This is a genomic window from Streptomyces sp. 3N207, assembly GCF_052246355.1.
GTDB lineage: Bacteria > Actinomycetota > Actinomycetes > Streptomycetales > Streptomycetaceae > Streptomyces.
The window spans coordinates 1-25,337 of record NZ_JBQQBV010000005.1 but is presented as its reverse complement, the minus strand read 5'-3'; the positions used below and the strand labels follow the sequence as shown (position 1 = coordinate 25,337).

The window sequence follows — 25,337 nt, the reverse complement described above, 5'->3', positions numbered from 1 at the left end:
CTGGCACTACTCCAAGCCGAGCAAGTACCGCGTTGATCGGCCAGTCCTCCCGGCGACCCCTGAAGTCTGAGGTGTGCACAGGCCCCCATTTCCGCGCGCCGTTCTCCCACAGGCTGGCGGTCTGGGATCCGTCTCCACCCCAGAAATCCGCTTCCACATGGGCGACCGGCCCGCCCTGCGAGAGATCGCACAGTGCCGCCACAGGGTCCCCGCAGAGCGCGGTAGGCGGTACAAGCAACCCCATTCGCTGCTTCAGCGGCGCAACCCACACATGCGGCACTGAGCCAACCGCGCTCCGTAGGCGATCGAAGTCACCTATGACGGCGTCGAGTCGGTACGTCATCCGCGCACGGTAACCGCGCCCGCTGGAACGGGCCACCAATATCGCGGTTGTTACCGATCCCTCGAAGCGCCGTTGTCCGTGGAAGGCCCTTCACAACTGCCGCCTCACAGGCGATGCCATCCACCACTGCGATGCTCGGCATCACGAGGCTGCACAATCTCACTCTCGCCGCACCGGCGACAGCCGAGACATCGGCCATCCCCACCCCCGACGGGCAGAAGAGCAGTTGCGGGACACCTCTTGGAGGGCGTCTGGTCTCAGTAGTTGGTGTTTCGGCATGTTCTTGTGACTGCTGGCGATGAAGGTCGTTGCACGCCGTGTGAGTGCTCGCGTCCCTACCGCAGTGATGTGTCCGATGTTCGTTGGGCCTTGACCGAGCCCGTCTTCACGGAAGGGCAGGCACGGCGAACCGGGCCGGGCACAGCTGCTCGGGTGCATGACTTGCGGGAGATCGTGAATGCGATCTTGTACGTCAACCGGACCGGCATCCCATGGGAGTACCTGCCGCACGATTTCCCGCCGTACAAGACCGTCTACGACTACTGCGAAGTGGGAGGCCGACGGGACCACGCAAAGGGTTCATGACCTCCTGCGGGACCGGGCCCGCCGGGCACAGGGACGCACGACGGCCCCGTGCGCGGCAGTACTGGACGCTCAGAGCGTGAAGACCTCGTCCAACGTCGCCGAGACCGACCAGGGCATCGATGCGGGCAAGAAGATCAAGGGACGTAAGCGTCACCTGGCCAGAGGTCGACGACGTTGCCCTGCCGGGTGACGACCAGTTCGTCGGCAAGATTGACCGCCGAGCAGACGCGGTTGGGGCGACGGCTACGAGCGCGCCCAGGGGCGGAGCCTCGGTGCCTTTTGGGAGGACGACCGTGGCATGGTGTTCGGAGAGCGCGGTGACCGATGCCTCGGGGGACTCTGGCAGGTGTCCATGGCCGGCCACCCACGGGGTGGTGTCGGCGTCGAGGACCTTGCTGCCCGCGTCCAGTACGAAGCGCCCCTTGGCTGGGGCGCTTACCACCGTCGCGGCGGCGACGAGGGCCAGGTGGTCCGGCGTGCAGGAGCCGAGGGCCAGCTGGGCGGCGTCGTTGAAGACGTAGACACCGGGCCGGAGTTCGTTGACGATGCCTGGCTGCCGGCGGCCGGCGGCCGGCGTCGAGCCGCCGCTGATCACCCGTGCCGCGAGCCGGGCGGCGAAGAGTGCTTCGGTGGCTCGCCGAGCGCTCGCTCTTCGTCGCGGGCCGCTCGCTCGCGGGCCTGCGCGTCGTGCCCGTAGCTGTGCCCAGGAAAGGTGAAGACGCCGACGACGTTCAGTCCGGTGTCGGCTGCAGCTTCACCAACGGAGACGGCGTCGGCGGGACGGACGCCGGTGCGGTGGTGCCCCTGTCGATCTCGACCGGCAACTCGACCGGCCGGGCGAAGCCCCGCACGGCCTCTCCCATGCACTGTGCGCCCTCCGGTGAGTCAGCGGCCAGGCGCAAGGCCACTGTCTCCGCGAGCCGCCGTAGCCGTCGGGCTTTGTCGTTGTCAATCCACAGCGGGTAGGCGATGAACAGGTCGGTGACGCCGTGGCGGGCGAACGCCTCGGCTTCGGAGATGGTGGCGACCGTGAGGCCGACGGCGCCGGCCGCGAGCTGGCGGTCGGCTATCGGCAGGCTCTTGTGGGTCTTGGCGTGCGGGCGCAGCGCGAAGCCTCCGGCGCGGGCGTGCTCCACCATCCGCGCGATGTTGCGCTCCATGACATCGACAATCGATCACCAGCGCGGGGCGTGGTCAGGCCGGTGGAGAGGCTCTGAACATGGGCATACCTGTGGTGTCGGAACGACAGGGGATCACGGTCGGCTCCTGTCCCGTCCCACCGACGACCCGGTGCGGGTGGCTCATGCGGTGATCTCCCCTGCTGCGGTCCGGATTTCGTCCAGCAGCACGGTGAGGTCGGCCTCGATGGTGTCCGGGTGGAGGACGCAGGCGCGCAGGGCTGCCGTGCCCGAGAGCCGGGTGCCGGTGAGAAAGGCCCGCCCGCGCCGCTGTACGGCGGCCGGGATGGCCTGGTTCAGTGCCTCTGTCGTGCCGGGGTCGAGGGCCTTGGGCCGGTGGCGGAAGGCGACGACGGAAGTGACGGCCGGGGCGAGCAGGTCGAAGTCGTCGGAGGCTTCGATCATGTCGGCGAGGATACGGGCGAGTTGGGCGGTTCGCTGCACCAGGTGGGCGATGCCGTCGCGGCCGAGGTGCGCGATCGTGGCCCAGACACGCAGTGCGCGGAACGGACGGGTCTGTTCGGGGCCGTATTCGGAGAACCAGCCCAGGTCGTCGGCCTCGTCGTCGCGGAGGTAGGGCGGTACGAAGCTGAAGGTGTCGCGCGGGCCGACGGGGTCGCGGAAGAGGACGCAGCCGGCGTCGACGGGTACGCCGAGCCATTTGTGCGGATCCAGTGCGAGAGAGTCCGCCCCTTCCAGACCGGCATAGACGGGGCGGATTCCTTCGTCAAGGATGCCGAGCGCGCCGTAGGCGCCGTCGACGTGGAACCACAGTCCGTGCTCGTGGGCGATGTCGGCGACTTCCTCCAGGGGGTCGACGGCGCCGGTATTCACCGTTCCGGCGCTGGCCGCAACGAGCATCGGACGCACGCCAGCCTCCCGGTCCGCCGTGATCAGGCGGCGCAGTGCACCGGTGTCCATCCGGTATGCGCCGTCAACCGGGACCGTGCGGAGGTACTGGCTGCCCAGGCCGAGGAGTTCCGCGGCCTTGCGCACACAGCTGTGTCCCTCGGCCGACAGATAGACCGCCAGTGGAGGCTGTCCGTACAGGCCCGTCTCGCGCACGTTCAGGCCCTGTTGGCGGATCGCCCCCTGCCGGGCGGTGGCCAGCGCGATGACGGTTGCCATGGAGGTCCCGCTGGTCAGCAGTCCGGCACCCGGCTGGTGCGGGAAGCCCACCAGCTCCGCCAGCCACCGCACGGCGGTGCGCTCCAGCAGGACGCCGGCGTGTTCTCCCCCGGCGCAGCTGGGGTTCATGGCCGCGGCCAGCGGGGCAACCAGGACTCCGGCTGGTGAGGGCGGGGAGTTGACCCAGCCGAAGAACCGGGGATGCCCGTTGCCCATCGGATAGGGCAGCATCCGCTCCCGTACGTCGTACAGCAGTTCCGCCAAGGGGCGCCCCGCGCCGGGCAGCGGCTGCTGGGCGAGCCAGGAGCGGTCCCCGTCGGCCACCGGCCGCCACACCGGCCCGTCGGCTACGGCGGCCAGGTGATCGGCTGCCGTGTCCGCGGCAGACCGGCCCGCTTGTCGCAGGTCATTCATGGGGCCCTCCGGGCAGGGGACGGCGGTGGGCGTCGGCGGCCTGGCCGAGGGCCATAGCCAGGTAGTACACGCACGTGTCGGCGGAGTCGTTGGCGAAGGCGTGCCGGCGGTTGCCGGGGAAGTAGGCGGCGTCCCCACCCGCCAGGCGGTGGGGGACGCCGTCGACGGTCAGGCGCAGTTCCCCCGTCTCCACCGCCACATACTCGTGCGATCCCAGGGCGTGTGGGGAGAACTCCCCGGCGTCCACGCCCGGTTCCAGGGTGGTGCGCATGAACTCGAACTCGACGCCCGGAAGGACGGGGGACAGGATCCGCCGTTCCCACCCGGAGGGGTCCCGCACCACGTGCTGCTGGGCGCGGTGCAGGATCACGACACCGGGGCGTACGGGTTCGTCGAGAAGTCGGGCGATCGAGGTCCCCAGCGCGGTCGCGAGCCGGTCGAGGACCAGCACACTCGGCGTCTTGGCACCGCGCTCCACCTCGGACACCATGCTCCGGCTCACCCCGCTCAGCTCGGCGAGCCGCTCCACAGCCATGCCCCGGGCCCGCCGCTCGGCCCGGATCCTGGCCCCCAGCTCGGCCATGGACAGGCCACTGGACAGGGCGTTTCCATCACTCATTGCTCCACTATAGCGATTACTCTCCTCTATAGAGGCACTCCTGCTGCTTCGGGCTGCAGACAGCCGGGAGGAGAGCGCTCTCGCCTGCCTTGCCTCATCGTGCACTGCGTGGTGGCCCCGCCCGGCGGGGCCATCGCTTCTGGTTCGGATCAGGATCAGGGGCCTGCCCGCATGGACTTTCGTGGGGCGAGCCGGAGCGACGCGATGGTTTCTTCCGATTCCTCACGTTGTTTCGCGAGTCCTTCGGCGCGGATGCGGGCCTCGGTGAGGTCTCTGGCCAGGGCCTGATTCTGGTGTTCCAGGTCCTGGATCCGATTGACGAGATCCGCCTGTGCCACGTTGTCGATTTCCGCGCCCAGGGCAAGCTGGACGCGTCGCTTCAAGGTGCCACATTCGCGTTTGAGTTCCTGGATCTCCTCACGGGCGAGCGCGAGGTCGGTGTGCACGCTGGCGGGCGTGGCCCGCTCAGGTCGGGGAACCGCGGCTGCTTCCATGCCGTGTTGGGCCTGGTCGCTCATCGCGTCCCGGATCACGGCTTTGACCGTGGGGTTGTTGTAGACGAACCAGGTCGATACATCCGCTTCTCGTGCCACACGGGCGAAAGAAACGCGCGGTCCGGCTGTGAGTAGGTCACGGCTGGCATCCTGCGCGCGGGCGGACTTGGAAGCGCTGTCCGCTTGGCGGGCCGACGCAGGCGGGTCACACGGGCGTCGGGGGACGATTCAGTTCCGCTCATGTGTGCTCCGGATGCTCAGCCCGTCCACGGGAATGAAGGCCACGGCCGAGCGTGCCTTGCGCAATTCTCGCGCCGCTTCTTCAACGGCCGTTCGTTCGTGCTCAGGCAGCTCTTCCAGGGTGTGCCGCATCTGGTTCAGCGACTTGTTGTAGCCGGCGATCTGGTCGTCGAAGTTGCGGGTGACGCAGTCGGCGGCGCCCATGGCCAGGGCTGCTTCCTTGTCGGCCCGCAGCTCGGCGACCTGCTGCTCCAGGGCCGACAGGTAGGAGAGGTCGGGGCGGTAGAAGTCGCAGTCGGCACACTGGAAGCGGATACGGCAGTGCTGCCCGCCAGCCTTGACGTTGCTGGGTTCGCTGCATCCGTCGTAGGGGACGGCGACGGTCTGGCCTTCATAAGCCAGTGCGTCGCGGTAGCCGTGCGGATTGCCGTGCCGGTCGATGGTCAGCCGAGCGACTGTCTCGACAGCTTCGCGTTTCCGCTCCAGGGAGACCTTTAATGGTGCAGTCGGATATTGGAACTGTCGGAATGCCTCAGCCATTGCGGACCCATGCGGTGAAGTCATCAGCGAGTCCTGGCGGGTTGGCAGCTTCGGTTCGGCGGGCGATTCCCTCGTAGTACTCCAACTCGTGAACTATCACCGGTACTCGCCTTCCGAGAGTGCTCTCGATGACGCCGACATCGTGGAGATGGCGGGCGAGACTGACGCACGTCTGGTTGAAGTTCGCCTCGATCTGCGCGGCGATCGGCCCGACGGTTGCCATCCAGTCCTCGGGGGCGGTGGGCTCCTCGTACCAAAGTCCGAGTTCGCTGATCCACCGGTGGCGCGCTGCCGCTCCGTCAGGGTCCCGAGCGAGGTCGCCGATCACAGCCAAATCGTTCTGGAGCCAGAAGGCATAGTTCCAGCGAGCTTCTGCCTCGTCGGAGGCGTCCGCGATGCTTCGTCGAAACTGACCTTCGGTGTTGTATCCGATGGTCAGGACGGGCTGTCGGGGGTCGTCGTCCTCGTTGTCTATGAAGAACGAGACGACGTAGATGTCCTTCGCATCGGCGGCCGTGATCGAGCTGATCGCCCTCGTAGCGATCGTCTTGAGGTGGTCCTGGAAGGTCACAGAACTGGAGCCTTTCGAGTGCGATTGCTGACGTCGGCTGCGTAGGCGGCCCAATCTCCGGCGGCTGCCCGTTGCCATTTGACGGCGACGGTGATGTCGATGCCGAGGGTGCGGGCGAGGACTGCGGCGGGTAGCTCGGTGGCGAGCTGGAACAGCGCCGTCGAGCGGGCTTCCGCGAGCCGGATGCCGAGTTTGCGGAGCCGTTCGCCCATGGCCCAGGCACTGATCGGGCGGCCGGCTGACCTCCGGGGAAGAGCCAGGTCGAGTCTGTTCGGCCGAGGACGGCATGACTGCGGCGAATCTCGGCCTGTCGGAGGGCCAGTTCAGCAACGGGTGCGGGAAGCTCGACAGGGACGGCGCCAAGGCGAATGCGGACAGTTCCGTTCGTCTCCTCGATGTGGTCGACGGTGAGCCGGGAGATCGCCGCGGGCCACTGGGCATAGAGGAGCAACAACAGGCCGGCGAGACGGTCTTCGGGCTTGAGGGTTGCGTCGTGCAGCAGGCGTCGGGCGGTGGCCCAGCGGGCCTCGTCGTCCATCGGCTGTGAGGGGCCGTTCCACCGCTCGGCCGGGAAGTTGAGATCACAGGTGATCTTCTGGGAAAGGGCCCAGCGCACGAAGTGGCCTGCCTCTCGGCGGAGGGGGACATCGTCGCTGGTCATCCAGCGTTCGAGGTCGGCCTGTCGGCAGGAGGCAAGGGTCAGGTTCTGTTCCTTGAGCCAGTCCAGGAGGTAGACGGCCGCCCGCAGATGTTGGCGTGCGGTCGCGAGCTGGTAGTGCGTGACCTCCTTGCCGCGGCTGCGGCGGCGGCGCGCGGCCGCCCGCGACCGCGGTGACCACGGCCCGGATCGTCTCGGCGCCGAGTTGCTTCTCGACGCCGGCGACGAGGTCCGTGATCAAGCCGACCGGGTCTGTGACGGCGCGGTCGAGCTGGTCAGCCGTGGTCATGACCGGTCAACACCACTGATCCGTGCTCGCTTTGGACGCAGTCCGCCGAGTTCCTCCGCGTCGGGTGCCGAGCCGCCGGCGGCTGCCTTCTTCGGCTTCTTCACGGTCCCGGCAGCCGCGATGGGCTCGATGAGGTCGTCCATGGTGCAGTCGAGGATGTCGAGCAGGGCCATGAGGATCTTCAGGCTAAGTCGCTCCGGTCGCTCGACGACGAGCCGGTAGACCTGGCTCGAGGACAGGGCGATGCCGCGCTCCTTCAGCGGCGGGAGGAGGTCGGTGGTGGAGAACATCCCGCGGTCGGCCATGACTTTGCGCAGGTGCCAGTGGTAGTCGAGCTTGGCGGCCATCGCCGGATCCCTCCTGTCAGGCCCCGGCGAACGCCGGGGCCAGTGCCTTGTGCAGTGAAGTGTTCATGAAGTCGTCGCTGACGTGTGTGTAGATGGCCAGGGAGCTGTCGCACTCGTGGCCGACCTGCTACTGGATGAAGCGCCGGCCCACCCCGTCCTCGGTCAGATGCGTGACGTATGAGTGGCGAAGTCCGTGTGGGGTCAACTCTTTGGGCTGCCCCAGGGCGTCCCGGTATGCCTCGAACCGGTCGTTGATCGAGCCGGGCTGCAGGCGGCCCCCGCGCTCGGTGATCCACAAAGCCGGATGATCGGGGAATCCGAAGCGCGGGCGGACGTTCTCGACGTAGTCGGCGACTGCCTCGACGGCCCAGTCCATCACTGACAACACGTTCCGCCGCCGCGGCGGTTGTCCCTTCTTGGCCTTGCCGTAGCGGACGGTGAGTGTGCCGTACCGGCCGAACTGTCGGGCCTGCGGATTGCGTCCGAGGTCGACCACATCGAGCTTGGACGTCTCGGTCCGGCGAAGCCCTCACCCGTAGATCACCTTGAAGAGGGTGGCGTCGCAGTAGGCCGCCAGGGCGCCTTGCGTTTCGTCCGTACCGCTCGTTCGACCTGGTCGTCGGCGTAGTCGAGGAAGAGCTGCAGCTCTTCCCGCGTGAAGGGCCGCGCCTCCGGGTCGCCTTCGTAATCCTGCAGGTGAGGCAGGGCATTCCACTCGTGACAGATCGCCACCGGGAAGGTGCCGAAGGCTTCCTCGCATGCCGGACCCCAGCCGTAGCGGGCGTCGATGAGGAGCTCGGTGAACAGCCGGACAGTGCCCTGGTAACTGCGAACCGTGGATGGCGCCAAGTGCTTCTCGCTCGTCAGCGACGCCGACCATTCGTTCAGATGGGCGGGCGTCCATCGCCACGGGTACTCGTTCGTGAAGTCCAGGAACCGGCGGATCAGCCGTTCCCTCGGGTCGATCGTGTCGTCCTTCAGCCCCCGAGATTTCTGCTGAGCACGCCAGCCCCGCAGCATCGCGTCGAACATTGCGTCCTCGGGACGCAGCTGGACCACCCCGGAGACGAGCTCCATATGGGCCGCCCCGGCCAGGGCCACCTCGCGCTGATGCACCACTCCAGACCATCCCTTCTGGAGGGCAGATCATGCATCAGAAGGGATGATTTCGGCAACATCCCTGCTCAAAAAGCTAGTTCGTAGGCTCCACGAACTCCTTTCGACTCCCGTCGCGACCAGGTGACCTGCGACTTCTCGCCCGTCTGATGCAATTCCCGAGGGTTGTAGTAGCCCATGGTGGTGTCTGCTTCGCGGTGATCCATCAGCTCGCGCAGGTGGTCCACAGGGACGCCGGCGTCTGCGTGCCGTGGTGTGTAGGCATGTCGCAGTCTGTAGAGAACGATCTCCGCTCGGTTGTACGGCACGGGGTTGCCTTGGTCGTCTAGCCCTTCGCCGAACAGGACTGGGATGCTGTCCACCCAGGTCCGGAAGATCTTGGCGGAGAAGTGGTGCGCGGACATGTGGCCGCGGCGGGTGCGATTCTGGCCAGGGGCGGGGAAGAGCCATTCCTCTGCGAGTGCGCGCACGGGAAGGTCCGACGGTTTCTTCCCCCATGCCTCGATGTCGCGTGCCGTGTCCTCGGTGATGGGACGTCGGCGCCCGTAGCGGCGGCGTTTGAGGTAGTCGTAGATGAGGGTGGCTTGCCGTCGACTCGCTGGACGCAGCCGCGTCGGAGGCGGGCTGCTTCTTCCGGACGGCGGCCGGTGTCGCGCACGATGCCGTAGCACGCGGCGTACATCTGCGTGTAGTCGTCGGTGGTCCAGCCCTTGCGCTCACAGCTGGTGCCGATCAGGTGCAGGTGCGTGCTCGTTAAGCTGGGCGATGACGTGCTCGGGGATCGCGCGGCCGAGGTCGTCCTCGGCATCCTCCTCCGGGGTCCCATCTGGTGGAAGGCCGGGGACAGCGCGAAGGCGCCGGGAACCTGGTCCATGAGGCCGAGCAGGCGAGCGCGGTCGAGGAATCTGCGCCAGTGGCCCAGCCCTGCCGCTGGGCCCACAACCCAAGCTCGAAGGCGAAGAGCAGTCGCAGGGCCGGTCGCAGGCGCTGAAGGGAACGCAAGCCCTGGCAACACCCTGACCTCTTCGTTTATCCCTGAGACCAGGCGGCGACCGTCTCCTATGCTCTGGCCGTGGACGGATATCAGGGCCTGACCGCATTGATCGAATCGGCCTGGGAGGAGCTGAACAGCTCCGATGCGGACCGCCGGGACCTCTGCCTCGATGCCGTCAGCGACGTCCTGGAGACGGGCCGTCTGACGCAGGACGACGCCGAGCGGGCCGTCGAGCGTCTCGTCACCGTCGCGCTCTCCGACGAGGGCTACCCAGTGCGGGAGTCCGCGCTACACGCAGTCTGCACGGCCTCCACGCACTACGAACTTCCCTACCGAGTGGTGGAGCCGCTCGCCGCCGGGACGGATGGCTTCGCCCCCTTGCTCCTTGCCTACGTCCTGGCCATCCTCGGCTGCACTCACGACCAGGCGGCGCTGCCGATCGTCGAGCGGCTCCTCCACCATCCCCACTCCGAGGTGCGCAGGGAGGCGGCGGAAGCGGTGACGGAACTGCGCTGGCACCACCGGGAGTCCGCCCAGGACAAGACGGCTTAGCTCCTGGAACTCAGCGGCTCAGTCGTCAAGGCAACTGCATTGGCCGACAGCGGCCAGCGATCGGAATCCCTACGGGGTAGGCCCGAAATCGGGCCCACCCCCGCCTGACCTGCTAGTTTGGCTAGACGCGGACGATCCGTTATCCGTGCGCGCTACACATTGAACCGGAACTCGACCACTCACCACCATCAACCCCTCCCCCGGCCCACCCCGCCGTGGAGCACGACGTCCGTGTCGGGGCCGTCCCCGCGAGGCGCCCTCACGTGTGGCGGTGAGGACCGTCGTAAGAAGCACTTGGCTCACGGGGGGTTGACCGGAGACGGGGCGGCGACCGGGAAGCCCCGTCTGCGGTCACTGGCGGGCCCGGGTGAGTGGTGGGGCTGATCAGTTGGCAGGGAGGGTTGGCTCAGCAACGCAAAGCGGCCTCGCAGCCGGCACGGAGCCAGAGGCTTCTCGGCTCTGGTAGCGGGGACAGGCCGAAGCGCTCATCGATGCCGGTCGGGAGCGCGATCGTTGCCGACTACTTCGATACCGCAGAGACCCGCGCCCTGCCCTGGAAGCGGCGTCCGCTGACTAGCAGCTTGCCGCTGTGCCGAGTCATTGAACCCACGATGGCGTTGCTGGCGTCGTCGATCAGGTGGCTTTGTGCGCATGGTTCTGGCTCAAGTGCCGTTGCGGGCATAAGAGGAGTGATGGCTGGCTCGATTCGTGGACGCAGCAGTCGATGCCTACAAGTGGGCCACCGGAGACGAACCACTTCCTTCGCCGACACCCGGCGCTCCCGAGGCGGCCTACACGCTCCGCTCTCGCCCTTCACCGAATTGCGGCGGGCAGCTTGAGCATCAATCCATCCCGCTGCCTTCAGGGAGTTCACCAAGTCCACCCGCCAACCAGCACACCACAGTGCCGCGCCGCACAGGCCAAGCTGAAAACCTGACCCGAACCGCTGGAACCCTAACGCCGACCATCACCGGTGAGGGAAGCGAGCTGATCGAGGATCGACGGATCGCTGATCTTCTCGTCCTCGGCGAGCAGGAGCACCTTGCTGAGGATGATGCTCGTCAACTGGTCCTCGTCGGCGAACGGGAGAAACAGCCGTCGGTGTGCCGTGGTGCCGAACGAGGCAGGCACCACGCAAAGGTGGCCGCCCGGTTCGACGTGGATGCTGCCGCTGGTGAGGTGCACCCGGTAGGTGGCCCGGGTGCCGCGTACCACGGCTGAGTGCCCTTCGACGGTGACCCGGGCCAAGCCGAGGTCGGCAATGAGTGCCGCGAGCAGTTGCGCCCGGCCCGCCGCCTGTGCCGGTGACAGGTACGCCTCCGGCTCGGTGCCGGCGACCGACACCACGAGGTCCAGGTCTCGCATGACCTCGGAGAACACTACCGGCGGTACATCGGCCAGTGGCACTGGTGTGCCGCCGACGCTTCCTGAGCCGGTCGGGGCGCCGTAGCGGACGGGGTCTCGATGGCCGCCGTTCAGGAAGCGGACCTCGCCGACGAGGACGTCGCCCATGCCGAAGTAGCCGTGGAAGTCGCAGCCCAGAGCCGCGATGAGGCCGCCGCCGACCATACGGGTCGCCTGGTGGTCGTCGTACTCGCCGTGGGTGTACCAGCCCCGGCCGGACAGCAGCTGAGCCGCCGCCTTGCCGTTGACCGTCTGACCGGCGAACCGCCCCGACACGTCGCCGGCCTCGCGTTCCGCCGGGGTGAGCACATACAGCTCCCGGAATGCCTGCTTGACCGGCTGTTGGAGCCGACGCCGCACGATCTTCTCCTGCCAGTCGGCGAGCACCCGCCGCTCGTGCAGTTCGACGGGGTGGACGGCGGTGACGGGGCCGGTGGTGTCGACCTGGTCGAGCAGGTCGATGACGCCCGCTCGGTCCCGCCAGAGCAGCGCGGGCAGCATCGCCGCTCCGGCGGGCAGCGACAGCAGTCGGGCCAGCTCGTCCGGCGCCAGCGTCCCGGCGGTGGCGACCAGCCGCTCCAGCAGCCCGGTCCGCATCCGGCGAGCCTGGTCCCGCAGTCGCTTCTGGTGCTCACGCAGCTCCTGGTAGCCGGGGTCGGCGCGGACGGCGGTCGGCGCCGACTTCAGCGTCTTGCCCGCCCGGCTGACCGTCATGGCCGGGGCGGCGCCGTCGAACCGCAACGCGATCCGGTAGTTGCCGACTTCCGTCTCCGTGGGGGTCTCGGTGGCGATGCGCGCCTCGCAGTCCCATTCGAGGCGGCTCGCGTCCGGGACGCCGGCCACCTGTGCCAGGTGGTCGAGGGCGATCGCGATCGCGGCGGCGTGGCTGTGTTTGCGGTTCGGGCCGAGCTTGGTGCCCTTCTTCGCGGACTCGCGCAACGCCAGGTAGCGGTCGAGGACCGTCTCGTCCGGAGCGAGGGGCAGCATCCCGAACGCGGCGATGCCCTGCAGGGCGTTGTGTTTGACGCGCTTCAGCACCTGGGCGCGGTTCCAGCCCATGGCTGCCGAGACCAGTTCGTTCGGTTCGAGTTTCAGCAGGCCCCGTGCGGCGTCCTCGCCGGCGTGCTCGACCGCGGCGAGGAGGGCAGCCCGGTCCTGGCGGGTGACTTCGCCGACTGGCACTGCCCGGATCAGGCGCAGCAAGGGCGCGGCACGTTCCAGGCGGAACAGCGGTAGCAGTGCGTCGGCGTCCCCTGCGCGCTGCCGCCACTCGAACGCCCGGCGCTGCTTCTCCACCGGCTCCTCCTGCAGCAGGTCGAGCAGGGTGGCGCGTTCCTCGTCGGTCAGTTCCGCCGTCCCCAGGTGGTCGGCCACCCGCTGGTCGCCGTGCCAGGTCAGCGCCGCCCGGACGAACCGCAGGCCGCGCGGTACCAGCCCCTTTGGCAGTTCGTCCCAGTCAGCCGGAGCTGGTGCGGAGACGAGCCGCCAGGTCAGCGCATCCACGTGTTTCCGTACGGCGTCCGCGCAGGCCGGCGGCGGACTGGTCGTGTCGTCGAACGGCGAGCGGCCGAAGATGGCGTAGCCGAGGTAAGGGTCGTCGGCGAAGGCCCGTTCCACCACGGTGGCGTCCAGGGCGCCCGCTCGGTGCAGGGCATCGAGGATCTGCGCCACGGTCTCCCGCCCCAGACTGCCGAGCGGGGTGAAGACGAGCACCCGCAGCAAGTGGGTGTCGGTGGCGGCGATGGCCCGCTCCGCCACCTCGTCCAGCAGCAGCCGGTGCCGGACATCGCACCCGGGGAAGGCGGCGAGCAGGGCTTTCCGGTGAGCCGTCGGCCACGGCGCGGTCAACAGTGCGGTGACATCGTCTTCGCGGTCGACCGGGAAGACCGCGTCGTAGAGCTCGTCGAGTTCCGCGACGATGTCGTCGAGGTGTGGTGCCAGATTGCCGATCGTGTGGTCGTCGCCTTGCTTGATCCGCAGCCGGATCTCCGCGGCGGTGTCCCGCAGGGCCGCCAGGTCGTCGGCCTTCGCTGCGGTCCGCGCTCGGTCCACCAGCCGCCACAGTGCCTGGCGCTGTTCGCGGACGACGTCGATGTAGTCCTCCGGTATGAATCGGTCCACCGCAATCAGCCTCCCACCAGCGGCACCAGCCGCAGGAACACAACCGGCTCACCGAGTCGAAGCGTGACCTCCTCGTCCAGGTCGACGACCTGCCGTCCGCCGACGAAGACCACGAACGTGCCCCGGGCGAATGCCCGGTGAGCCCGGGATGCCTCCTCGGTCACGTCCGGGTCCGTCAGGGGTTGCTGCGGTGGCTTGATCACACCGGTGGAGGCCTGCACCCGGAGATCGTCGTTGGACAGATACTGGCGGTGGAGGATCCGCCGGCTGCGGACCGCGTCGGCGCGCAGCTCCCTGATCTGCTCCTCGACCGCGCGCCGGATGAGCTCCCGCGCCGTCGTACGGTCGTCAGCCAGCCGGATCAGCACCGTCGGCAAGCAATCGCCGGGCGGGCCGGGTATCCGGCTGCGCACCTCGACGTCGATCATGGCCATCACCATAGAACAGCGGTCTGACAGTCCGGCCAACGTCGCGATGGCCGGATGTTCGCCTCCCTCGGTTCGCCATCGATCGGTCTGCGCCGGATCAGCCTTCTCTCCACGTCTCGCCGTCGCGCCGGTCACGTACGTGCCTCACCGCGAGGCCCGCCTCCCTGCCAGTGGGGTCCCCGCCCCGGCATCCCGCCGACTCAAGGGGCGTGTAGTGCCAGGCACCGACTGCACTGCGGGCAACGGAGACCGGGTCGAGATCCGCATACCCGCCCACAACGGTGACGGCACCGCCGCCGGGGTCGGAGATCGGCACGGCAACGGGGCGCAAGAGGAGATGACACGTATCTCGTGCGTGATGTCCCGTGGGGCCTGGATGAGGAGGTGGCCGGACCCGTGAACCAGGGACAGCGGTTGTACCGGGGCCCGGCCCCACCCCGACCGCACGGGAAGCTGCGGGGCTCGCCCAGCATATGGACGTAGGTGTCCGGTGAACGGATCCCCCTTTCCCTATAACGGTCTGGTTTCGCTCGCTGGAGTTTTCGACACTCGCTCAGCTGATGTGATCCACATCACTAAAGAATCCGAAGAGGTCGTGGTAAAACTGCGCAACTCCACAGGTGGTACCACCCCTCGCCGCAGTGTGGAGCGACCGGCGCGCACCGGTAGTACGACCCAGGGAGATCACGCTCCGAGTCCGCGGAGCGCGAACCCAGGGCCGCCGATCGGACAACGGCGTTTACTCATAGACCGCACATCTTCCCGGCGCGACCTCCCCTGCGGCAGTAGTGCGCCATCGAGGTAACCACCGTGTCACTCGACTCCATCACCACGTCCGTTGACAAAGCCGTCAGCGGATTCTTCGAGCCCATAGCCACCTGGCTCGGGGAGGTCGTCTTCTACTCCGTCCCCGTCGCCGGTACGGAGCTGCCCCTCATCGTCGCCTGGCTCGTCATCGCGGGTCTGGTCTTCACCGCCTGGTTCGGGCTGGTACAGATACGCAGATTCAAGCTCGCCGTCGACGTGGTGCGCGGGAAGTACGACGAGAAGGGGTCGGCCGGTGAGGTCAACCACTTCCAGGCACTGACCGCCGCCGTATCCGGCACCGTCGGTCTGGGCAACATCGCCGGAGTGGCGGTCGCCGTGTCCATCGGTGGCGCCGGCGCCACCTTTTGGATGATCCTCTGCGGCCTGCTGGGCATGGCCACCAAGTTCGTCGAAGTCACCCTGGGCGTGAAGTATCGCGATGTACACGCCGACGGCACCGTCTCCGGCGGCCCGATGCACTACCTGCCCAAGGGCCTGGCCGACCGCTTCGGCAAGAACGGCAAGACCTTCGGCAAGGTCCTCGCGGTTCTCGCCTCCTTCATGGTCCTGTTCTTCGGCCTCTTCGGCGGCAACCTCTTCCAGGTCAACCAGTCCTACGCCCAGCTCGTCTCCGTCACCGGCGGCGAGAACGGCGCCCTGGGCTCGTCCGCCGGCGCCCTGTTCTTCGGCATCCTGGTCGCCGCGCTCGTCGGCATCGTGCTGCTCGGCGGTATCCGCTCGATCGCCAATGTGACCAGCAAGCTCGTGCCCGCCATGGCCGGCATCTACATCGTGGCCTGCCTGATCGTCATCCTGGTTCACGTGACCGCCGTGCCCGCCGCGATCGGCACCATCATCGAGGGCGCCTTCAACCCGGAGGGTGTCGCGGGCGGTGTCCTCGGCGCACTGATCATCGGCTTCAAGCGGGCCGCCTTCTCCAACGAGGCCGGTCTCGGCTCCGCCCCCATCGCCCACTCCGCGGTCAAGACCAAGCACCCCGCCAGCGAGGGTCTGGTCGCGCTGCTGGAGCCGTTCATCGACACCGTCATCATCTGCACGATGACCGCGCTGACCATCGTCATCGCAAGCCCCGACAGCTGGAAGGTCGGCAACGCCGAAGCCGAGGGTGTCACCGTCACCTCCGACGCTTTCGCGACCGTCCTGCCCTGGTTCCCCTACGTCCTGACCCTCGCGGTGCTGCTCTTCGCCATCTCCACCGTGCTGACCTGGGGCTACTACGGCCTCAAGGCATGGTCGTACCTCTTCGGCCGCAGCAAGACCAGCGAGATCACCTACAAGGTCGTCTACACCCTGTTCGCTGTAGCAGGCTCCCTGCTGACCCTGCAGACGCTCATCGAAATGGCCGACGCCGTGCTCTTCACGCTGGCCGTCATCAACATCATCGGCCTCTACCTCCTCGCACCGGTCGTCAAGCGCGAGCTGAACTCCTTCCTGGAGTTCGTCCGCGCCCGCAAGGCCGGTGAGACGGTCGAGGACGAAGACCAGGAGTCGGTGGAGACCACCGTCTGACCGCTGCCGCGGCCCGGCTCCTGAGCGGGCCCGTGCACACCTCGCGCCTTGGTGTGCACGGGCCCGCTCGTATGTCCGGATGCCGCGTATCAGCAGCTGACACATGCCGCGTATCAGCAGGTCAAAGGTGACCCGGCGGGGCATGTGGCAGGCGGTTAAGACGCGTTGTAAACAACGCGTCGACGCGTCGTTCTGTGGCGGTTGGATCACGACGCGCGGTGTGCCGGGAAGTCTGGTCGGCGTCCCTGGGCTCGTATGCCCTCAAGCCGATCCCTCCGGAGGCCCACGCATGGCTGCCGCCCCACGCTGGCGTTCCCCCTTCCTCGGCCTGCTCCCCCTCCCCGAGCGCAACGCCGTGGTCCGAGCGCTGAGGACGGAGACCGTCGGCGGGCTGGTGCTTCCCGCCGCCGTCGTGGCGTGCGCACCACCCGCGACAAGGGCGAGACCGCATCTCCCGCCGAACGGACCTCCCACCTGCTCCACCCCGTCTCGGCGGGCGTCGTGGTGCCCCTGTTCGCGCTCTTCGGGCTCTCGCTGAATTTACGCGACTGCTCATTTCTGCGACGGCGCCGCTTTCCGTGTCTGACCTCGTCGGCCGCCGGTGGTGTTTGCCCGGATCTCTTCGGTGGCCGCGCGGAAGGCGGGTGCGGCGCGGGCGAAGTAGTCGAAGAGGAGTGCGCGCTGCTCGGGGGTGTAGTGGTCGAGGACTTCGGCCAGGTGGCGGCGGGCGGGGCCGACGACGTCCTCGATGCGCCCCAGAGCGTCGGGGACCGGTTCGACGATCACGCGCCTGCGGTCCTCGGGGTCGGCTGCCCGGCGGGCGAAGCCGGCCTTTTCCAGGCGGTCGATCAGGCGGGTGGTGGCGCCGGTGGTGAGCCCGGTGCGGGCGGCGAGCTCTCCTGAGGAGAGGGCGCCGTGGAAGGCGATGAGGCTCAGTGCGTACCACTCCGAGGTGTGCAGACCTGCGGCTTCCGCGCTGGCCAGACCTTGCAGGCCCACTGCGTCCAGGTACTGACGGAAGATCACGTGCTCCCCCTCCCCGCCTTCTGCGTTTGCCATCGCCGGAATCACCTCCTACATTTAGCTGCATGAACGCAGCTACTTCTCGCGTGCAGTATCTGTCTGATTCTAACGAGTAGGGACGTGATCCGCCATGCAGGGTCAGCAGCAGGAGATCGCCGCGGTGAAGGCGGTGCTGGACGGCCTGGTCGCCGCCTGGGGGCGCAACGACGCGGAGGCATACGGCGCGCTGTTCACCGAGGACGCCAGCTATATCAGCTTCGTGGGCACTGCCTACCGGGGGCGGCGCGACATCGTGGAGAGCCATCGCGCGCTGTTCGCGAAGTTCCTCAAGGGCACGAAGCTCGCCGACGAGGTCCTCGACATCCGCTTCTACGGACCGGGTGTGGCCGTCGTCAACGGTCGGGGCGACACCTACAAGGGCAAGCGGCCGCACAAGCTCAGCAAGGTCCAGACGTACACGCTGGTCCGGAACGCCGACGGCCAGTGGCGCGTCGCCGCCTTCCAGAACACCCAGCGCAAGCCGGTCATGGAGAAGATCTCGTTCATCTCCTCTCCCGGCACCATCCCCCAGGGGCAGAAGTGAGCCCTCACGCCGGGCCCGGGGGGCGGCGGGCGCTGGTCACCGGCGCAAGTGCCGGTATCGGCCACGCCTTCGCCCGTCGACTGGCCCAGGCCGACTATTGCGTTACGGCCATCGCCCGCAGCGAGAACCGTCTGCGGGACCTGGTCGGCGAACTCGGCCCCGGCCACCGCTTCCTGGTAGCCGATCTCACGACTGAAGAGGGCCTGCGGCGGGTCATGGACGATCTGTCCCACCGGCCGGTCAACCTGCTGGTGAACAACGCCGGCACCGCCCACCACGGCCCCTTCACGCGTACCCCGCCCGGCGACGCTGCCACCACCATCCGGCTCAACTGCGAGGCCATGACCGCCCTCGCGCACGCCTTCCTCGCCCACGCAGGGCCAGGCGACGCGCTCATCAACGTTTCCTCCACCCTCGCCTTCGCCCCGACTGCGGACCTCGCGGTCTACAGCGCCAGCAAGGCGTTCGCGACCGCGCTGTCCGAGGCGCTGTGGTACGAGCACAAGGACCGCGGCATCTACGTGATGGGCCTCTGCCCCGGCCCGACCGCCACCGAATCGGCTGCCGACACCCACCACGGCGTCCCCAGGGCCCTTATCCAGACGCCCGAAGAGCTGGTGGCCCACACGATGAAAGCCCTCAACCGGCGCAAGCGCCCCACAGTCGTACCCGGCCCCGCCAACACCCTCTTCGCTCTGGCCGCGCGCGTCTTGCCGCGCAGCATCGTTGCCTCGCTGAACGGCAAAGGCTCCGCTTCGAAGGCATCAGCCGACCGGTGAGGCACCATCGCGCCACCTTGACCTACGAGCGAACGCACTGCCGGACTGGCTGTCCGAGCTCCCCTCGCTCAAGAAACGGGGTGGCCGCCTGGGCAACTCTCCGAGCGGGGCTGACAGTTGGCCGTGGAACTCGGCCGAGCGGCGGCGGAAAGACGGCATCAGCTATGCGGGGTCGAGCAGTCGGCGGCCGGGATCTGTCGTAGGGGTGACACCGGGATCTGTCGTAGGGGTGAGCACGGGCACGGAGGTATACCGACCGGTGAGTTGACTTCCCGACCGGGGACTGGTCTCCTGAGGTAAACAGATCGGTCTACCGAAGGGGATGACGATGAAGGCTGTACTGCTGACGCGCTACGGCGGACCGGAGGCGTTGGAGTTCCGGACGGACGTCCCGGATCCGGTCCCGGGTCCCGGTGAGGTGCGGGTACGGGTACGGGCGGCGTCGCTGAACAACACCGACATCTGGACCCGCGAGGGCGCCTACGGCTCGTCGGACGACCCGGACGCGCAGACCGGGTGGCGCCGGTCGTCGTTCAGTTTCCCGCGCATTCAGGGCGCCGATGTGGCTGGGGAGATCGACCAGGTCGGCGCCGGGGTGTCGGAGGCACGGGTAGGCGAGCGGGTGTTGGTCGACCCGATGATCTACGACGGTGGCGAGCGCGCGCTGGTCACCACCGACTATCTCGGCAGCGAGCGCGACGGCGGATTCGCCGAGCTGGTGGCCGTACCGGAGCCGAACGTCCATGCGGTCGGCGGTTCGCTGTCGTTCGCGGAGCTGGCGACGCTGCCGACCGCGGCTACCACGGCCATGCGCATGCTCGGGCGCGCAGGACTACGGACGGGCGAGACGGTGCTGGTGACTGGCGCCTCCGGCGGGGTCGGGTCGTCGCTTGTGCAGATCGCAAAGGCCCACGGTGCCCGGGTAGTGGCGGTCGCCGGCGCCGCGAAGCACGCGGCGATCCGGGCGATCGGCGCGGATGTGGTCGTCGCCAGGGACGCCGAACTCCCCTCGGCGCTGGCCGCGGTCGGGATCGAGGAGGTCGACGTCGTCGCCGACGTGGTGGCGGGCCCGTCCTACGGCGGTCTGCTGCAGGTCCTCGCTCCCCTGGGCCGCTATGTCGTCGCGGGTGCTATCGCCGGACCATTGGTCGAGACCGACCTGCGGACGGTCTACCTGCGTCAGCTCACCTTGTTCGGGTCGTCGTTCGGCACCCACGACGACTTCGCCGCGGTCGTCGACCTGGTCGATCGTGGTGCGTTCCGTCCGTTGGTGGCCGCTCGGTACCCGTTGGCCGACCTCGCGACCGCACAGAAGCACTTCGAGTCCAAGGACTTCGTCGGCAAACTGGTGGTGCAGCCGTGAGTCGGCGCGGAACCGAGAGGGGAACTCTGCGCGGATTCCGGGTGCTTACCTTCGACGTCGTCGGGACATTGATCGACTTCGAGGCCGGCATCGTGGAGTGTGTGCGCCGGGTAGCAGGACCGGGCGGCTCAAGGTTGAGCGGCGAGGAGGTTCTCGAGGCATTCGGCGTCGCAGAGGATGAGCAGCAACAGCGCACGCCGCAGCTGCCGTTCACGCAAATGCTGGATCCGATCTCGACGCGGCTGGCGGACCGCCTCGGCGTACCGGCTCTGGACGGCTGCGGAAGCCCGAGCCCATTGCGACTGTCCATCTCGGCATGGCCGGCTTTCCCCGACGCTCCGGATGCATTGGCTGCGCTGCATCGTCGGTTCCGTCTGGTCGCTGTGACCAATGCGGACAATGCCGCGACGCGGGCGATGAGCCGCACGCTCGGGGATCCTTTCCACGATTCGGTCACCGCGGAGGATGTCGGGGTGAACAAGCCTGATCCGCAGGTGTTCGCCTACTGCCTGGGCCGACAGAGTGTGCTCCAGATCGGCCGATCCGATGTGCTGCATGTGGCGCAGAGCCAGTATCACGACATCGGAGTGGCGCGTCGGCTCGGCTATGCGACGTGCTGGATCGAGCGGCGTCAGGGGCGGGACGGTTTCGGTGCCACGCCCGCCCCACTCTCGGTTGCCGTGCCCGATTACCACTTCGGCACGCTGGCCGAGCTCAGCGCCGTGGTGGAAGAGGTCCCGGCCGTGAACGGGATCGGTGACTGACATGCGTGTCACGGTGGTAGGAGCCGGACTGGCAGGGCTCGCGGCAGCACGAGCTCTTGAGGCGGCGGGGCACACGGTGCTGGTCCTTGAGGCCCGAGATCGGGTGGGTGGGCGAGTCTGGTCGCAGCAGCTGGACGGCGGAGTGTGGTTCGAGCGCGGTGCGGAGTTCATCGAGGACGGCCAGACCGCCGTGCAACAGCTGGCCGGTGCGCTCGGCATCCGGTTGCTGCCGACCGGGATGAGCTACTCCGACCGCGAACCGCGGGACTCCGTCGGCACGGTCGCCCGCAGCGATGTCCTGGCAGGCGTCGAGGCCCTCCGGACCGCGGCCAAGACGGGGACCGTTGCCGAAGCACTGGAGCGGATCGCTCTCCCGGGCCGGGTGCGGCGCGCCATCGCGGCTCGGCTGCGGGTGTCGTTCGCCCAAGCTCCTGCACGGCTTGGGGTGGAAGTCTTGCGCCACGACGCGGCGTCGTTCTCGGGCCGGGAAGCGTACCGATGCGAAGGGGGAAATCAGCAACTGGCGCTGCGTGCCGCTGCCGAGCTCAACGGGCAGATTCTGCTGCGCCACGCCGTCGAGTCGATCGCCTGGTCCAGCAACGGAGTGTCGGTGCGGTGGCGCGGTGGAGAAGCAGCCTCGGATGCATGTGTGGTGACCACTCCGGCGACGGTGTGGCGGCGCATCGACTTCGAACCGGACTTGCCGGCGTGGAAGGCCGATCTGCTGGACCGGATCGAGTACAGCCACGCCGCCAAGCTCGCGGCACCGCTGGATTCTCGCCCCGCTCCGAGCGCGGTGCTGTCGGTCGATCATGCCTTCTGGACCTGGACCGCAACCCGCGGCGGGCACCTGGCCGAATCGGCCGTGCACGCTTTCGCCGGTTCGTCCGAGGCGTTGCGCGGTCTCGAGGTGGCCGACGGGCCCAGCAGATGGCTGACCATGTTGCGAACCCTGCGGCCCGAGCTGGCAGTCGACCATCACAGCGCCGTTCTGAGCACCTGGGACGACGACCCCTGGGCGCTCGGCGCCTATTCCACCGGATCACTGGGTGATTCGGCCGACGTCGCTGCAATGCGGGCACCGGTGGGGCCGATCCATTTTGCGGGCGAGCACACGGCAGGCGACTGGTTCGCGCTCATGGAAGGCGCAATCCGTAGCGGGCAACGGGCTGCGGAGGACATTCGGAGCGGAACTGAATAAGGAGCACCGCGGATCGCACCACGACCTTCTTGATGGCCTCTCCCCCGTATTGCTGTCAGGGGCTGCACAGCCTCGATGGGCGTGGATCATCCAGCGCGCCTGTCGTGAATCTCGAACCTGAGGTACGGCAGGTACGGCCACGATGTGGTGAGCCGTGTCAGCTCATCGGCGGTCAAAGCGTTCGCGACGGGCAGCGACTCGGTGGGAGGGGGAGGAACCGGACGGTGGTCCCGGTCTCGCCGTCATCGGCGATCGGCTCCAGGCCACGCATAGACCAGCCAGCACCGGGCTGCTCATACCACATGCCACGGGACTCACGGAGCAGACGAATGCGTTCACCCATGTTGATGTCAGTCATTGGCTCTTCGGGCTCCGGTATGGCGGATGATCAAGAACGCAAGAAGTGCTCCTGATCGGCAACGGTAAGACTTTCCGGAGGTCTTGTCCGTTGTCGCCGAAGGAGCACTTCTCAGGTGAATCCGCGTATCGCGTCCTACTCGCGTGTCCGTGCGTGGGCGATACGGGACAGGTCGAGCGGTGCCAGCGCGTCCTGACGGTCCCGCCTGGCGGCGTCGAGCATCTCGTGCTGGCGGACATGCTTGCTGGGTGAGACCGCCGCAAAGTGGGGCTGGACGCGGCGGTGTCGTGGTGGAGCGGTGGAGGGGTCGCCTCGATCCGCTTCCTGCGCCGTTCACGGGCGGAGGGGCGGGGTGCTATAGGAATCCCCTATAGCGCCTGCTGACATTTGGTCTTTGCCGCTCGCTCTTTTCCGTACGTACCGTGAAACAGCTCGACGAGGTGCTCACCGCGATTTCTCCGAAGGTTCGCGCTCTGCGTACGTCGATCTTTCTTCCGTCGAGCGGCCAAACACGCAACCGAGAGGACCGGTGGCATGACCACGAGCGGAAACGGAGCGGGAACTCAAGAACTCGCGGGAAAGCGGGCCCTGGTCACGGGTGGTTCTCGTGGAATCGGAGCCGCCGTCGTGCGCCAACTCCTGGACGCGGGTGCCGTGGTGCTCACGACCGCCAGGTCGGCGACGAGCACGGTGCCGGAGGGGGCCACCTTCGTGGAGGCCGACGTGCGGACACGGGCTGGAGCGGAGGCGCTCGCCGCGGCCGCGCAGGAGGTACTCGGCGGGGTGGACGTCGTGGTCCACAACGCGGGCGGGGCGCGACCGCACGAGGACAGCTCGGCCATCCCTGACGAGGAGTGGCAGGACGCGCTGGACCTGAACTTCCTGGCGTCGGTGCGGCTGGACTCGCTGCTGCTACCGGGGATGCGGGAACGGCGTTCAGGGATGATCGTGCATGTCTCCTCGGCCGCGGTCCTCACCCCGATAGGGCCGTTCCTGCACTACACCACGGCGAAGGCGGCGCTGGAGAACTACAGCCGGGGACTGGCCTTGGAGCTCGCCCCGTTCGGAATCCGGGTCAACACCGTGTCTCCCGGCAGAACCGCCACCCCCGGCGGAGAAGCAACGCGGGAGCAGTGGGCGGAGGTATCCGCACGCATGGGCGCGGCGCCGGCAGAGACCAACGCCGACGACACCACACCGTTGGGGCGAGATGGTCAGTCCGACGACATCGCCAACGCGGTGCTGTTCCTCGTGTCCGACCGGGCGAGTTGGCTGACCGGGAGGAATCTCATCGTGGACGGCGGCGAATTCCCCATGGGCTGACGCCGACCGCATTTCGGAATGCCAATTTGACAAAGCACCAGTTTCGACAGGAAGAATTCAGCGGCGCCCGCTTCCTTCTCGGCCGTCAGGAAACCGGTGAGTCGGCCGTCAGGGCACCGGTGAGAAGGAAGCGGACTCCGGCTCCGACCAGGTCTCCTGCCGCAGGAGTTCGAGCAGGGCCGTCTCCGCCGGGCCCGCGTCGTGTCGGACCACGGCGATGACGGGCTGGGACACAACCGGGAACACCGGGCGCACGAGGTGCTCATGACCCGGGGGCACCGCGGAGGCCGGGACAAGCGTCACCCCCAACCCGTGTGCGGCCCAGCGCACGGCCGTCGCCGTCTGGGACACGCGGGCGACCGTGGTCGGGGTCAGCTCGTTTTCCCGCAGCACCTCCAGCAGTACGCCGTCGAGCGCACTGTCGCGGTCGAACCTCACCCACGGCTCCCCCTCCAGTTCGCACAACTCGACCCGGTCCGCAGCGAGCAGCCGGTGCCCGGCGCCCAGCACCACGACGAACTCCTCGTCGCCGAGGTGGTGGGCGTCGGCGGGGCTCCGCTCGCACGCCGCCATCAGAGCGAGGTCCAGCACGCCCCTGCGGCACAGCCGATCCAGCTCGGCGGAGCTCGGCTCCTCGAACACGGTGACCTCAAACCGCCGGAAGCGGCGACGCAGAGCGCCCAGCGCACCAGGCAGCTGCCGCGTGCCGAAGCCCATCTGCACCGCGACCAACAGCTCGCCCACCAGCTCGTCGGCACCGGCCCGCGCCGTCGCCCTCGCCCGCCGCGACGCGCTCACCGCGACCTCCGCCTCCCGCAGGAACGCGCGTCCGACCACGGTGGGCACCAGTCCGGTCGGCGTGCGGGCGAACAGTTTCACGCCGAGCTCCCGCTCCAGGCCACGGATCTGCTGTGACACCGACGGTTGAGCGACGTGCAGCAGCTCCGCCGCCGCCGTCACCGAACCCTCCTCGGCAACGGCCAGGGCGTATTCGTACTGACGAAGGCTCATCAGCTCCCGTACCCCTCCCTGCGGTGGGCCGCAGTCCCCCGCGCTGTAATCGTTGTAATCGTAAATGAGCGTTTTTCAACCTCGGTAGACCAGCTTCTCGATGTGGTGCAGGGCGAAAATGGCCTGCGGCGACCGTGGTTGCTCGTGACGCGCTGCAGGGCAGTTTGATCAGGACGCTCCAGGTCTTGAGGGTCTCGACGGCTCGCTCGCCGCGGGCGCGGACGCGGGCGTGGGTTTTGTTCACGGCTTTCTCTGCCGGGTAGACAGGTTCGGCCGTACTGACGCCGTTTGAACGGCGTACGCACCGTGCCGCCGACGCCTCGGCAGACCTTGTTCCGCGAAGGTCAAGACATTCGCTCTGGAAGCCTGATGGCTCCCTTGCTCGACCGCGTTGAGCGAGAGGACGAGGAGCTGAGCGGCGATCCCGTCATGTCGACCCGGGGCGCGGTGCGCGAGCTGCGTATGGCTGCCGCGGCAGAGCCGGTCGACGTCGACGCGGTGCATGAGCAGTCGACCGAGGTGGGTCTGTGCTCCTCCGAGGACCAGGACCCGGAGCGGCACATCGTGTCGCAGT

Annotated in this window: 25 protein-coding genes and 3 pseudogenes; 11 read left to right on the top strand and 17 right to left on the bottom strand. The window is 68.0% G+C overall.

Translation table 11 applies throughout. The annotated features are described in order from the left end of the window. Positions 1 to 610: 610 nt before the first annotated feature. Positions 611 to 928, top strand: a complete 318-nt coding sequence (locus ACTWP9_RS09720; RefSeq protein WP_443245941.1) for a transposase — start codon at positions 611 to 613, stop codon at positions 926 to 928. 292 nt (positions 929 to 1,220) lie between these two features. Here the strand turns inward: ACTWP9_RS09720 and ACTWP9_RS09715 are convergent. The 8 genes and pseudogenes from ACTWP9_RS09715 to ACTWP9_RS09680 all read right to left on the bottom strand — a co-directional run. After that, positions 1,221 to 1,370: pseudogene (locus ACTWP9_RS09715) on the bottom strand (D-TA family PLP-dependent enzyme); the annotation flags it as partial. A 289-nt stretch (positions 1,371 to 1,659) separates the two neighbouring features. Next, on the bottom strand, positions 1,660 to 2,088 hold the full coding sequence (locus ACTWP9_RS09710) for an alanine racemase (protein WP_443245631.1): 429 nt from the start codon (positions 2,086 to 2,088) through the stop codon (positions 1,660 to 1,662). Between the two features lie 141 nt (positions 2,089 to 2,229). After that, entirely contained in the window at positions 2,230 to 3,648 is a 1,419-nt protein-coding gene (locus ACTWP9_RS09705; protein ID WP_443245630.1) for a pyridoxal phosphate-dependent decarboxylase family protein, read from the bottom strand. Then, complete coding sequence (locus tag ACTWP9_RS09700) at positions 3,641 to 4,267, bottom strand: helix-turn-helix domain-containing protein (protein WP_443245629.1); 627 nt, start codon at positions 4,265 to 4,267, stop codon at positions 3,641 to 3,643. The genes ACTWP9_RS09705 and ACTWP9_RS09700 overlap by 8 nt, the downstream gene beginning before the upstream one ends. A 155-nt stretch (positions 4,268 to 4,422) precedes the next feature. After that, positions 4,423 to 4,989: a DUF6262 family protein gene (locus ACTWP9_RS09695; protein WP_443245940.1), complete on the bottom strand. Its 567-nt coding sequence runs from the start codon at positions 4,987 to 4,989 to the stop codon at positions 4,423 to 4,425. After that, positions 4,990 to 5,541 carry a hypothetical protein gene (locus ACTWP9_RS09690; RefSeq protein ID WP_443245628.1) on the bottom strand — a complete coding sequence of 184 codons (552 nt, stop codon included), beginning with the start codon at positions 5,539 to 5,541 and terminating at the stop codon, positions 4,990 to 4,992. Further along, a complete protein-coding gene (locus ACTWP9_RS09685; RefSeq protein WP_443245627.1) occupies positions 5,534 to 6,112 on the bottom strand; it encodes a hypothetical protein in 579 nt (192 codons plus the stop codon). The genes ACTWP9_RS09690 and ACTWP9_RS09685 overlap by 8 nt, the downstream gene beginning before the upstream one ends. Then, positions 6,109 to 6,324, bottom strand: a complete 216-nt coding sequence (locus ACTWP9_RS09680; protein ID WP_443245626.1) for a hypothetical protein — start codon at positions 6,322 to 6,324, stop codon at positions 6,109 to 6,111. The genes ACTWP9_RS09685 and ACTWP9_RS09680 overlap by 4 nt, the downstream gene beginning before the upstream one ends. A gap of 74 nt (positions 6,325 to 6,398) precedes the next feature. Here ACTWP9_RS09680 and ACTWP9_RS09675 point away from each other — a divergent pair, with 74 nt between their 5' ends. After that, positions 6,399 to 6,659: a hypothetical protein gene (locus tag ACTWP9_RS09675; RefSeq protein ID WP_443245625.1), complete on the top strand. Its 261-nt coding sequence runs from the start codon at positions 6,399 to 6,401 to the stop codon at positions 6,657 to 6,659. 396 nt (positions 6,660 to 7,055) lie between these two features. Here ACTWP9_RS09675 and ACTWP9_RS09670 read toward each other — a convergent pair whose 3' ends face one another. The 4 genes from ACTWP9_RS09670 to ACTWP9_RS09655 form a co-directional block, all read right to left on the bottom strand. Continuing rightward, a complete protein-coding gene (locus tag ACTWP9_RS09670) occupies positions 7,056 to 7,406 on the bottom strand; it encodes a helix-turn-helix domain-containing protein (protein ID WP_443245624.1) in 351 nt (116 codons plus the stop codon). Between the two features lie 127 nt (positions 7,407 to 7,533). Further along, positions 7,534 to 7,902: a tyrosine-type recombinase/integrase gene (locus ACTWP9_RS09665; RefSeq protein ID WP_443245623.1), complete on the bottom strand. Its 369-nt coding sequence runs from the start codon at positions 7,900 to 7,902 to the stop codon at positions 7,534 to 7,536. Positions 7,903 to 7,946: 44 nt separating this feature from the next. After that, positions 7,947 to 8,483, bottom strand: coding sequence for a hypothetical protein (locus ACTWP9_RS09660; protein WP_443245622.1), 537 nt, complete (start codon positions 8,481 to 8,483; stop codon positions 7,947 to 7,949). Between the two features lie 107 nt (positions 8,484 to 8,590). Beyond that, positions 8,591 to 8,992 (bottom strand): hypothetical protein, encoded by a 402-nt coding sequence (locus tag ACTWP9_RS09655; RefSeq protein ID WP_443245621.1) that lies wholly within the window; start codon positions 8,990 to 8,992, stop codon positions 8,591 to 8,593. 602 nt (positions 8,993 to 9,594) lie between these two features. On the opposite strand from ACTWP9_RS09655, the gene ACTWP9_RS09650 reads away from it, so the two are divergent. Continuing rightward, on the top strand, positions 9,595 to 10,068 hold the full coding sequence (locus ACTWP9_RS09650; protein ID WP_443245620.1) for a HEAT repeat domain-containing protein: 474 nt from the start codon (positions 9,595 to 9,597) through the stop codon (positions 10,066 to 10,068). A gap of 954 nt (positions 10,069 to 11,022) precedes the next feature. Here the strand turns inward: ACTWP9_RS09650 and ACTWP9_RS09645 are convergent. Further along, positions 11,023 to 13,593, bottom strand: coding sequence for a DUF7737 domain-containing protein (locus ACTWP9_RS09645; RefSeq protein WP_443245619.1), 2,571 nt, complete (start codon positions 13,591 to 13,593; stop codon positions 11,023 to 11,025). 5 nt (positions 13,594 to 13,598) lie between these two features. Then, the gene (locus tag ACTWP9_RS09640) at positions 13,599 to 14,021 is read right to left on the bottom strand and encodes a hypothetical protein (protein WP_443245618.1); all 423 of its coding nucleotides are present in this window, start codon (positions 14,019 to 14,021) and stop codon (positions 13,599 to 13,601) included. Positions 14,022 to 14,831: 810 nt separating this feature from the next. Here ACTWP9_RS09640 and ACTWP9_RS09635 point away from each other — a divergent pair. Next, positions 14,832 to 16,358, top strand: a complete 1,527-nt coding sequence (locus ACTWP9_RS09635; protein ID WP_443245617.1) for an alanine/glycine:cation symporter family protein — start codon at positions 14,832 to 14,834, stop codon at positions 16,356 to 16,358. Between the two features lie 552 nt (positions 16,359 to 16,910). On the opposite strand, the gene ACTWP9_RS09630 is transcribed toward ACTWP9_RS09635, so the two are convergent. Then, positions 16,911 to 17,417, bottom strand: coding sequence for a MarR family winged helix-turn-helix transcriptional regulator (locus ACTWP9_RS09630; protein WP_443245616.1), 507 nt, complete (start codon positions 17,415 to 17,417; stop codon positions 16,911 to 16,913). A 94-nt stretch (positions 17,418 to 17,511) separates the two neighbouring features. On the opposite strand from ACTWP9_RS09630, the gene ACTWP9_RS09625 reads away from it, so the two are divergent. The 6 genes from ACTWP9_RS09625 (at position 17,512) to ACTWP9_RS09600 (ending at position 23,752) form a co-directional block, all read left to right on the top strand. Beyond that, positions 17,512 to 17,964, top strand: a complete 453-nt coding sequence (locus tag ACTWP9_RS09625) for an SgcJ/EcaC family oxidoreductase (protein ID WP_443245615.1) — start codon at positions 17,512 to 17,514, stop codon at positions 17,962 to 17,964. Then, the gene (locus tag ACTWP9_RS09620) at positions 17,961 to 18,743 is read left to right on the top strand and encodes an SDR family NAD(P)-dependent oxidoreductase (RefSeq protein ID WP_443245614.1); all 783 of its coding nucleotides are present in this window, start codon (positions 17,961 to 17,963) and stop codon (positions 18,741 to 18,743) included. Before ACTWP9_RS09625 ends, ACTWP9_RS09620 begins: the two co-directional genes overlap by 4 nt. Before the next feature lie 328 nt (positions 18,744 to 19,071). Continuing rightward, the gene (locus ACTWP9_RS09615) at positions 19,072 to 20,106 is read left to right on the top strand and encodes a zinc-binding dehydrogenase (protein WP_443245613.1); all 1,035 of its coding nucleotides are present in this window, start codon (positions 19,072 to 19,074) and stop codon (positions 20,104 to 20,106) included. 41 nt (positions 20,107 to 20,147) lie between these two features. Then, positions 20,148 to 20,870 carry an HAD-IA family hydrolase gene (locus ACTWP9_RS09610; RefSeq protein ID WP_443245612.1) on the top strand — a complete coding sequence of 241 codons (723 nt, stop codon included), beginning with the start codon at positions 20,148 to 20,150 and terminating at the stop codon, positions 20,868 to 20,870. A gap of 1 nt (position 20,871) precedes the next feature. Then, positions 20,872 to 22,071 carry a flavin monoamine oxidase family protein gene (locus ACTWP9_RS09605; protein WP_443245611.1) on the top strand — a complete coding sequence of 400 codons (1,200 nt, stop codon included), beginning with the start codon at positions 20,872 to 20,874 and terminating at the stop codon, positions 22,069 to 22,071. Positions 22,072 to 22,963: 892 nt separating this feature from the next. Next, complete coding sequence (locus ACTWP9_RS09600) at positions 22,964 to 23,752, top strand: SDR family oxidoreductase (RefSeq protein WP_443245610.1); 789 nt, start codon at positions 22,964 to 22,966, stop codon at positions 23,750 to 23,752. A 108-nt stretch (positions 23,753 to 23,860) separates the two neighbouring features. Here ACTWP9_RS09600 and ACTWP9_RS09595 read toward each other — a convergent pair whose 3' ends face one another. Together ACTWP9_RS09595 and ACTWP9_RS09590 are read right to left on the bottom strand one after the other, a co-directional pair. After that, complete coding sequence (locus ACTWP9_RS09595) at positions 23,861 to 24,763, bottom strand: LysR family transcriptional regulator (RefSeq protein WP_443245609.1); 903 nt, start codon at positions 24,761 to 24,763, stop codon at positions 23,861 to 23,863. Between the two features lie 75 nt (positions 24,764 to 24,838). After that, positions 24,839 to 25,126: pseudogene (locus ACTWP9_RS09590) on the bottom strand (transposase family protein); the annotation flags it as partial. A 6-nt stretch (positions 25,127 to 25,132) separates the two neighbouring features. Between ACTWP9_RS09590 and ACTWP9_RS09585 the strand changes: the two are divergent. Next, a pseudogene (locus ACTWP9_RS09585) lies at positions 25,133 to 25,337 on the top strand (hypothetical protein); the annotation flags it as partial.

Excerpts from the sequence above, each read along its gene's own strand:
- ACTWP9_RS09705 (WP_443245630.1), bottom strand. The coding sequence starts at position 3,648 with ATGAATGACCTGCGACAAGCGGGCCGGTCTGCCGCGGACACGGCAGCC.
- ACTWP9_RS09675 (WP_443245625.1), top strand. The coding sequence starts at position 6,399 with ATGACTGCGGCGAATCTCGGCCTGTCGGAGGGCCAGTTCAGCAACGGG.
- ACTWP9_RS09625 (WP_443245615.1), top strand. The coding sequence starts at position 17,512 with ATGCAGGGTCAGCAGCAGGAGATCGCCGCGGTGAAGGCGGTGCTGGAC.
- ACTWP9_RS09600 (WP_443245610.1), top strand. The coding sequence starts at position 22,964 with ATGACCACGAGCGGAAACGGAGCGGGAACTCAAGAACTCGCGGGAAAG.
- ACTWP9_RS09700 (WP_443245629.1), bottom strand. The coding sequence starts at position 4,267 with ATGAGTGATGGAAACGCCCTGTCCAGTGGCCTGTCCATGGCCGAGCTG.
- ACTWP9_RS09710 (WP_443245631.1), bottom strand. The coding sequence starts at position 2,088 with ATGGAGCGCAACATCGCGCGGATGGTGGAGCACGCCCGCGCCGGAGGC.
- ACTWP9_RS09660 (WP_443245622.1), bottom strand. The coding sequence starts at position 8,483 with ATGGAGCTCGTCTCCGGGGTGGTCCAGCTGCGTCCCGAGGACGCAATG.
- ACTWP9_RS09640 (WP_443245618.1), bottom strand. The coding sequence starts at position 14,021 with ATGATCGACGTCGAGGTGCGCAGCCGGATACCCGGCCCGCCCGGCGAT.
- ACTWP9_RS09680 (WP_443245626.1), bottom strand. The coding sequence starts at position 6,324 with ATGGGCGAACGGCTCCGCAAACTCGGCATCCGGCTCGCGGAAGCCCGC.
- ACTWP9_RS09595 (WP_443245609.1), bottom strand. The coding sequence starts at position 24,763 with ATGAGCCTTCGTCAGTACGAATACGCCCTGGCCGTTGCCGAGGAGGGT.
- ACTWP9_RS09605 (WP_443245611.1), top strand. The coding sequence starts at position 20,872 with ATGCGTGTCACGGTGGTAGGAGCCGGACTGGCAGGGCTCGCGGCAGCA.
- ACTWP9_RS09615 (WP_443245613.1), top strand. The coding sequence starts at position 19,072 with ATGAAGGCTGTACTGCTGACGCGCTACGGCGGACCGGAGGCGTTGGAG.
- ACTWP9_RS09670 (WP_443245624.1), bottom strand. The coding sequence starts at position 7,406 with ATGGCCGCCAAGCTCGACTACCACTGGCACCTGCGCAAAGTCATGGCC.
- ACTWP9_RS09690 (WP_443245628.1), bottom strand. The coding sequence starts at position 5,541 with ATGGCTGAGGCATTCCGACAGTTCCAATATCCGACTGCACCATTAAAG.
- ACTWP9_RS09630 (WP_443245616.1), bottom strand. The coding sequence starts at position 17,417 with ATGGCAAACGCAGAAGGCGGGGAGGGGGAGCACGTGATCTTCCGTCAG.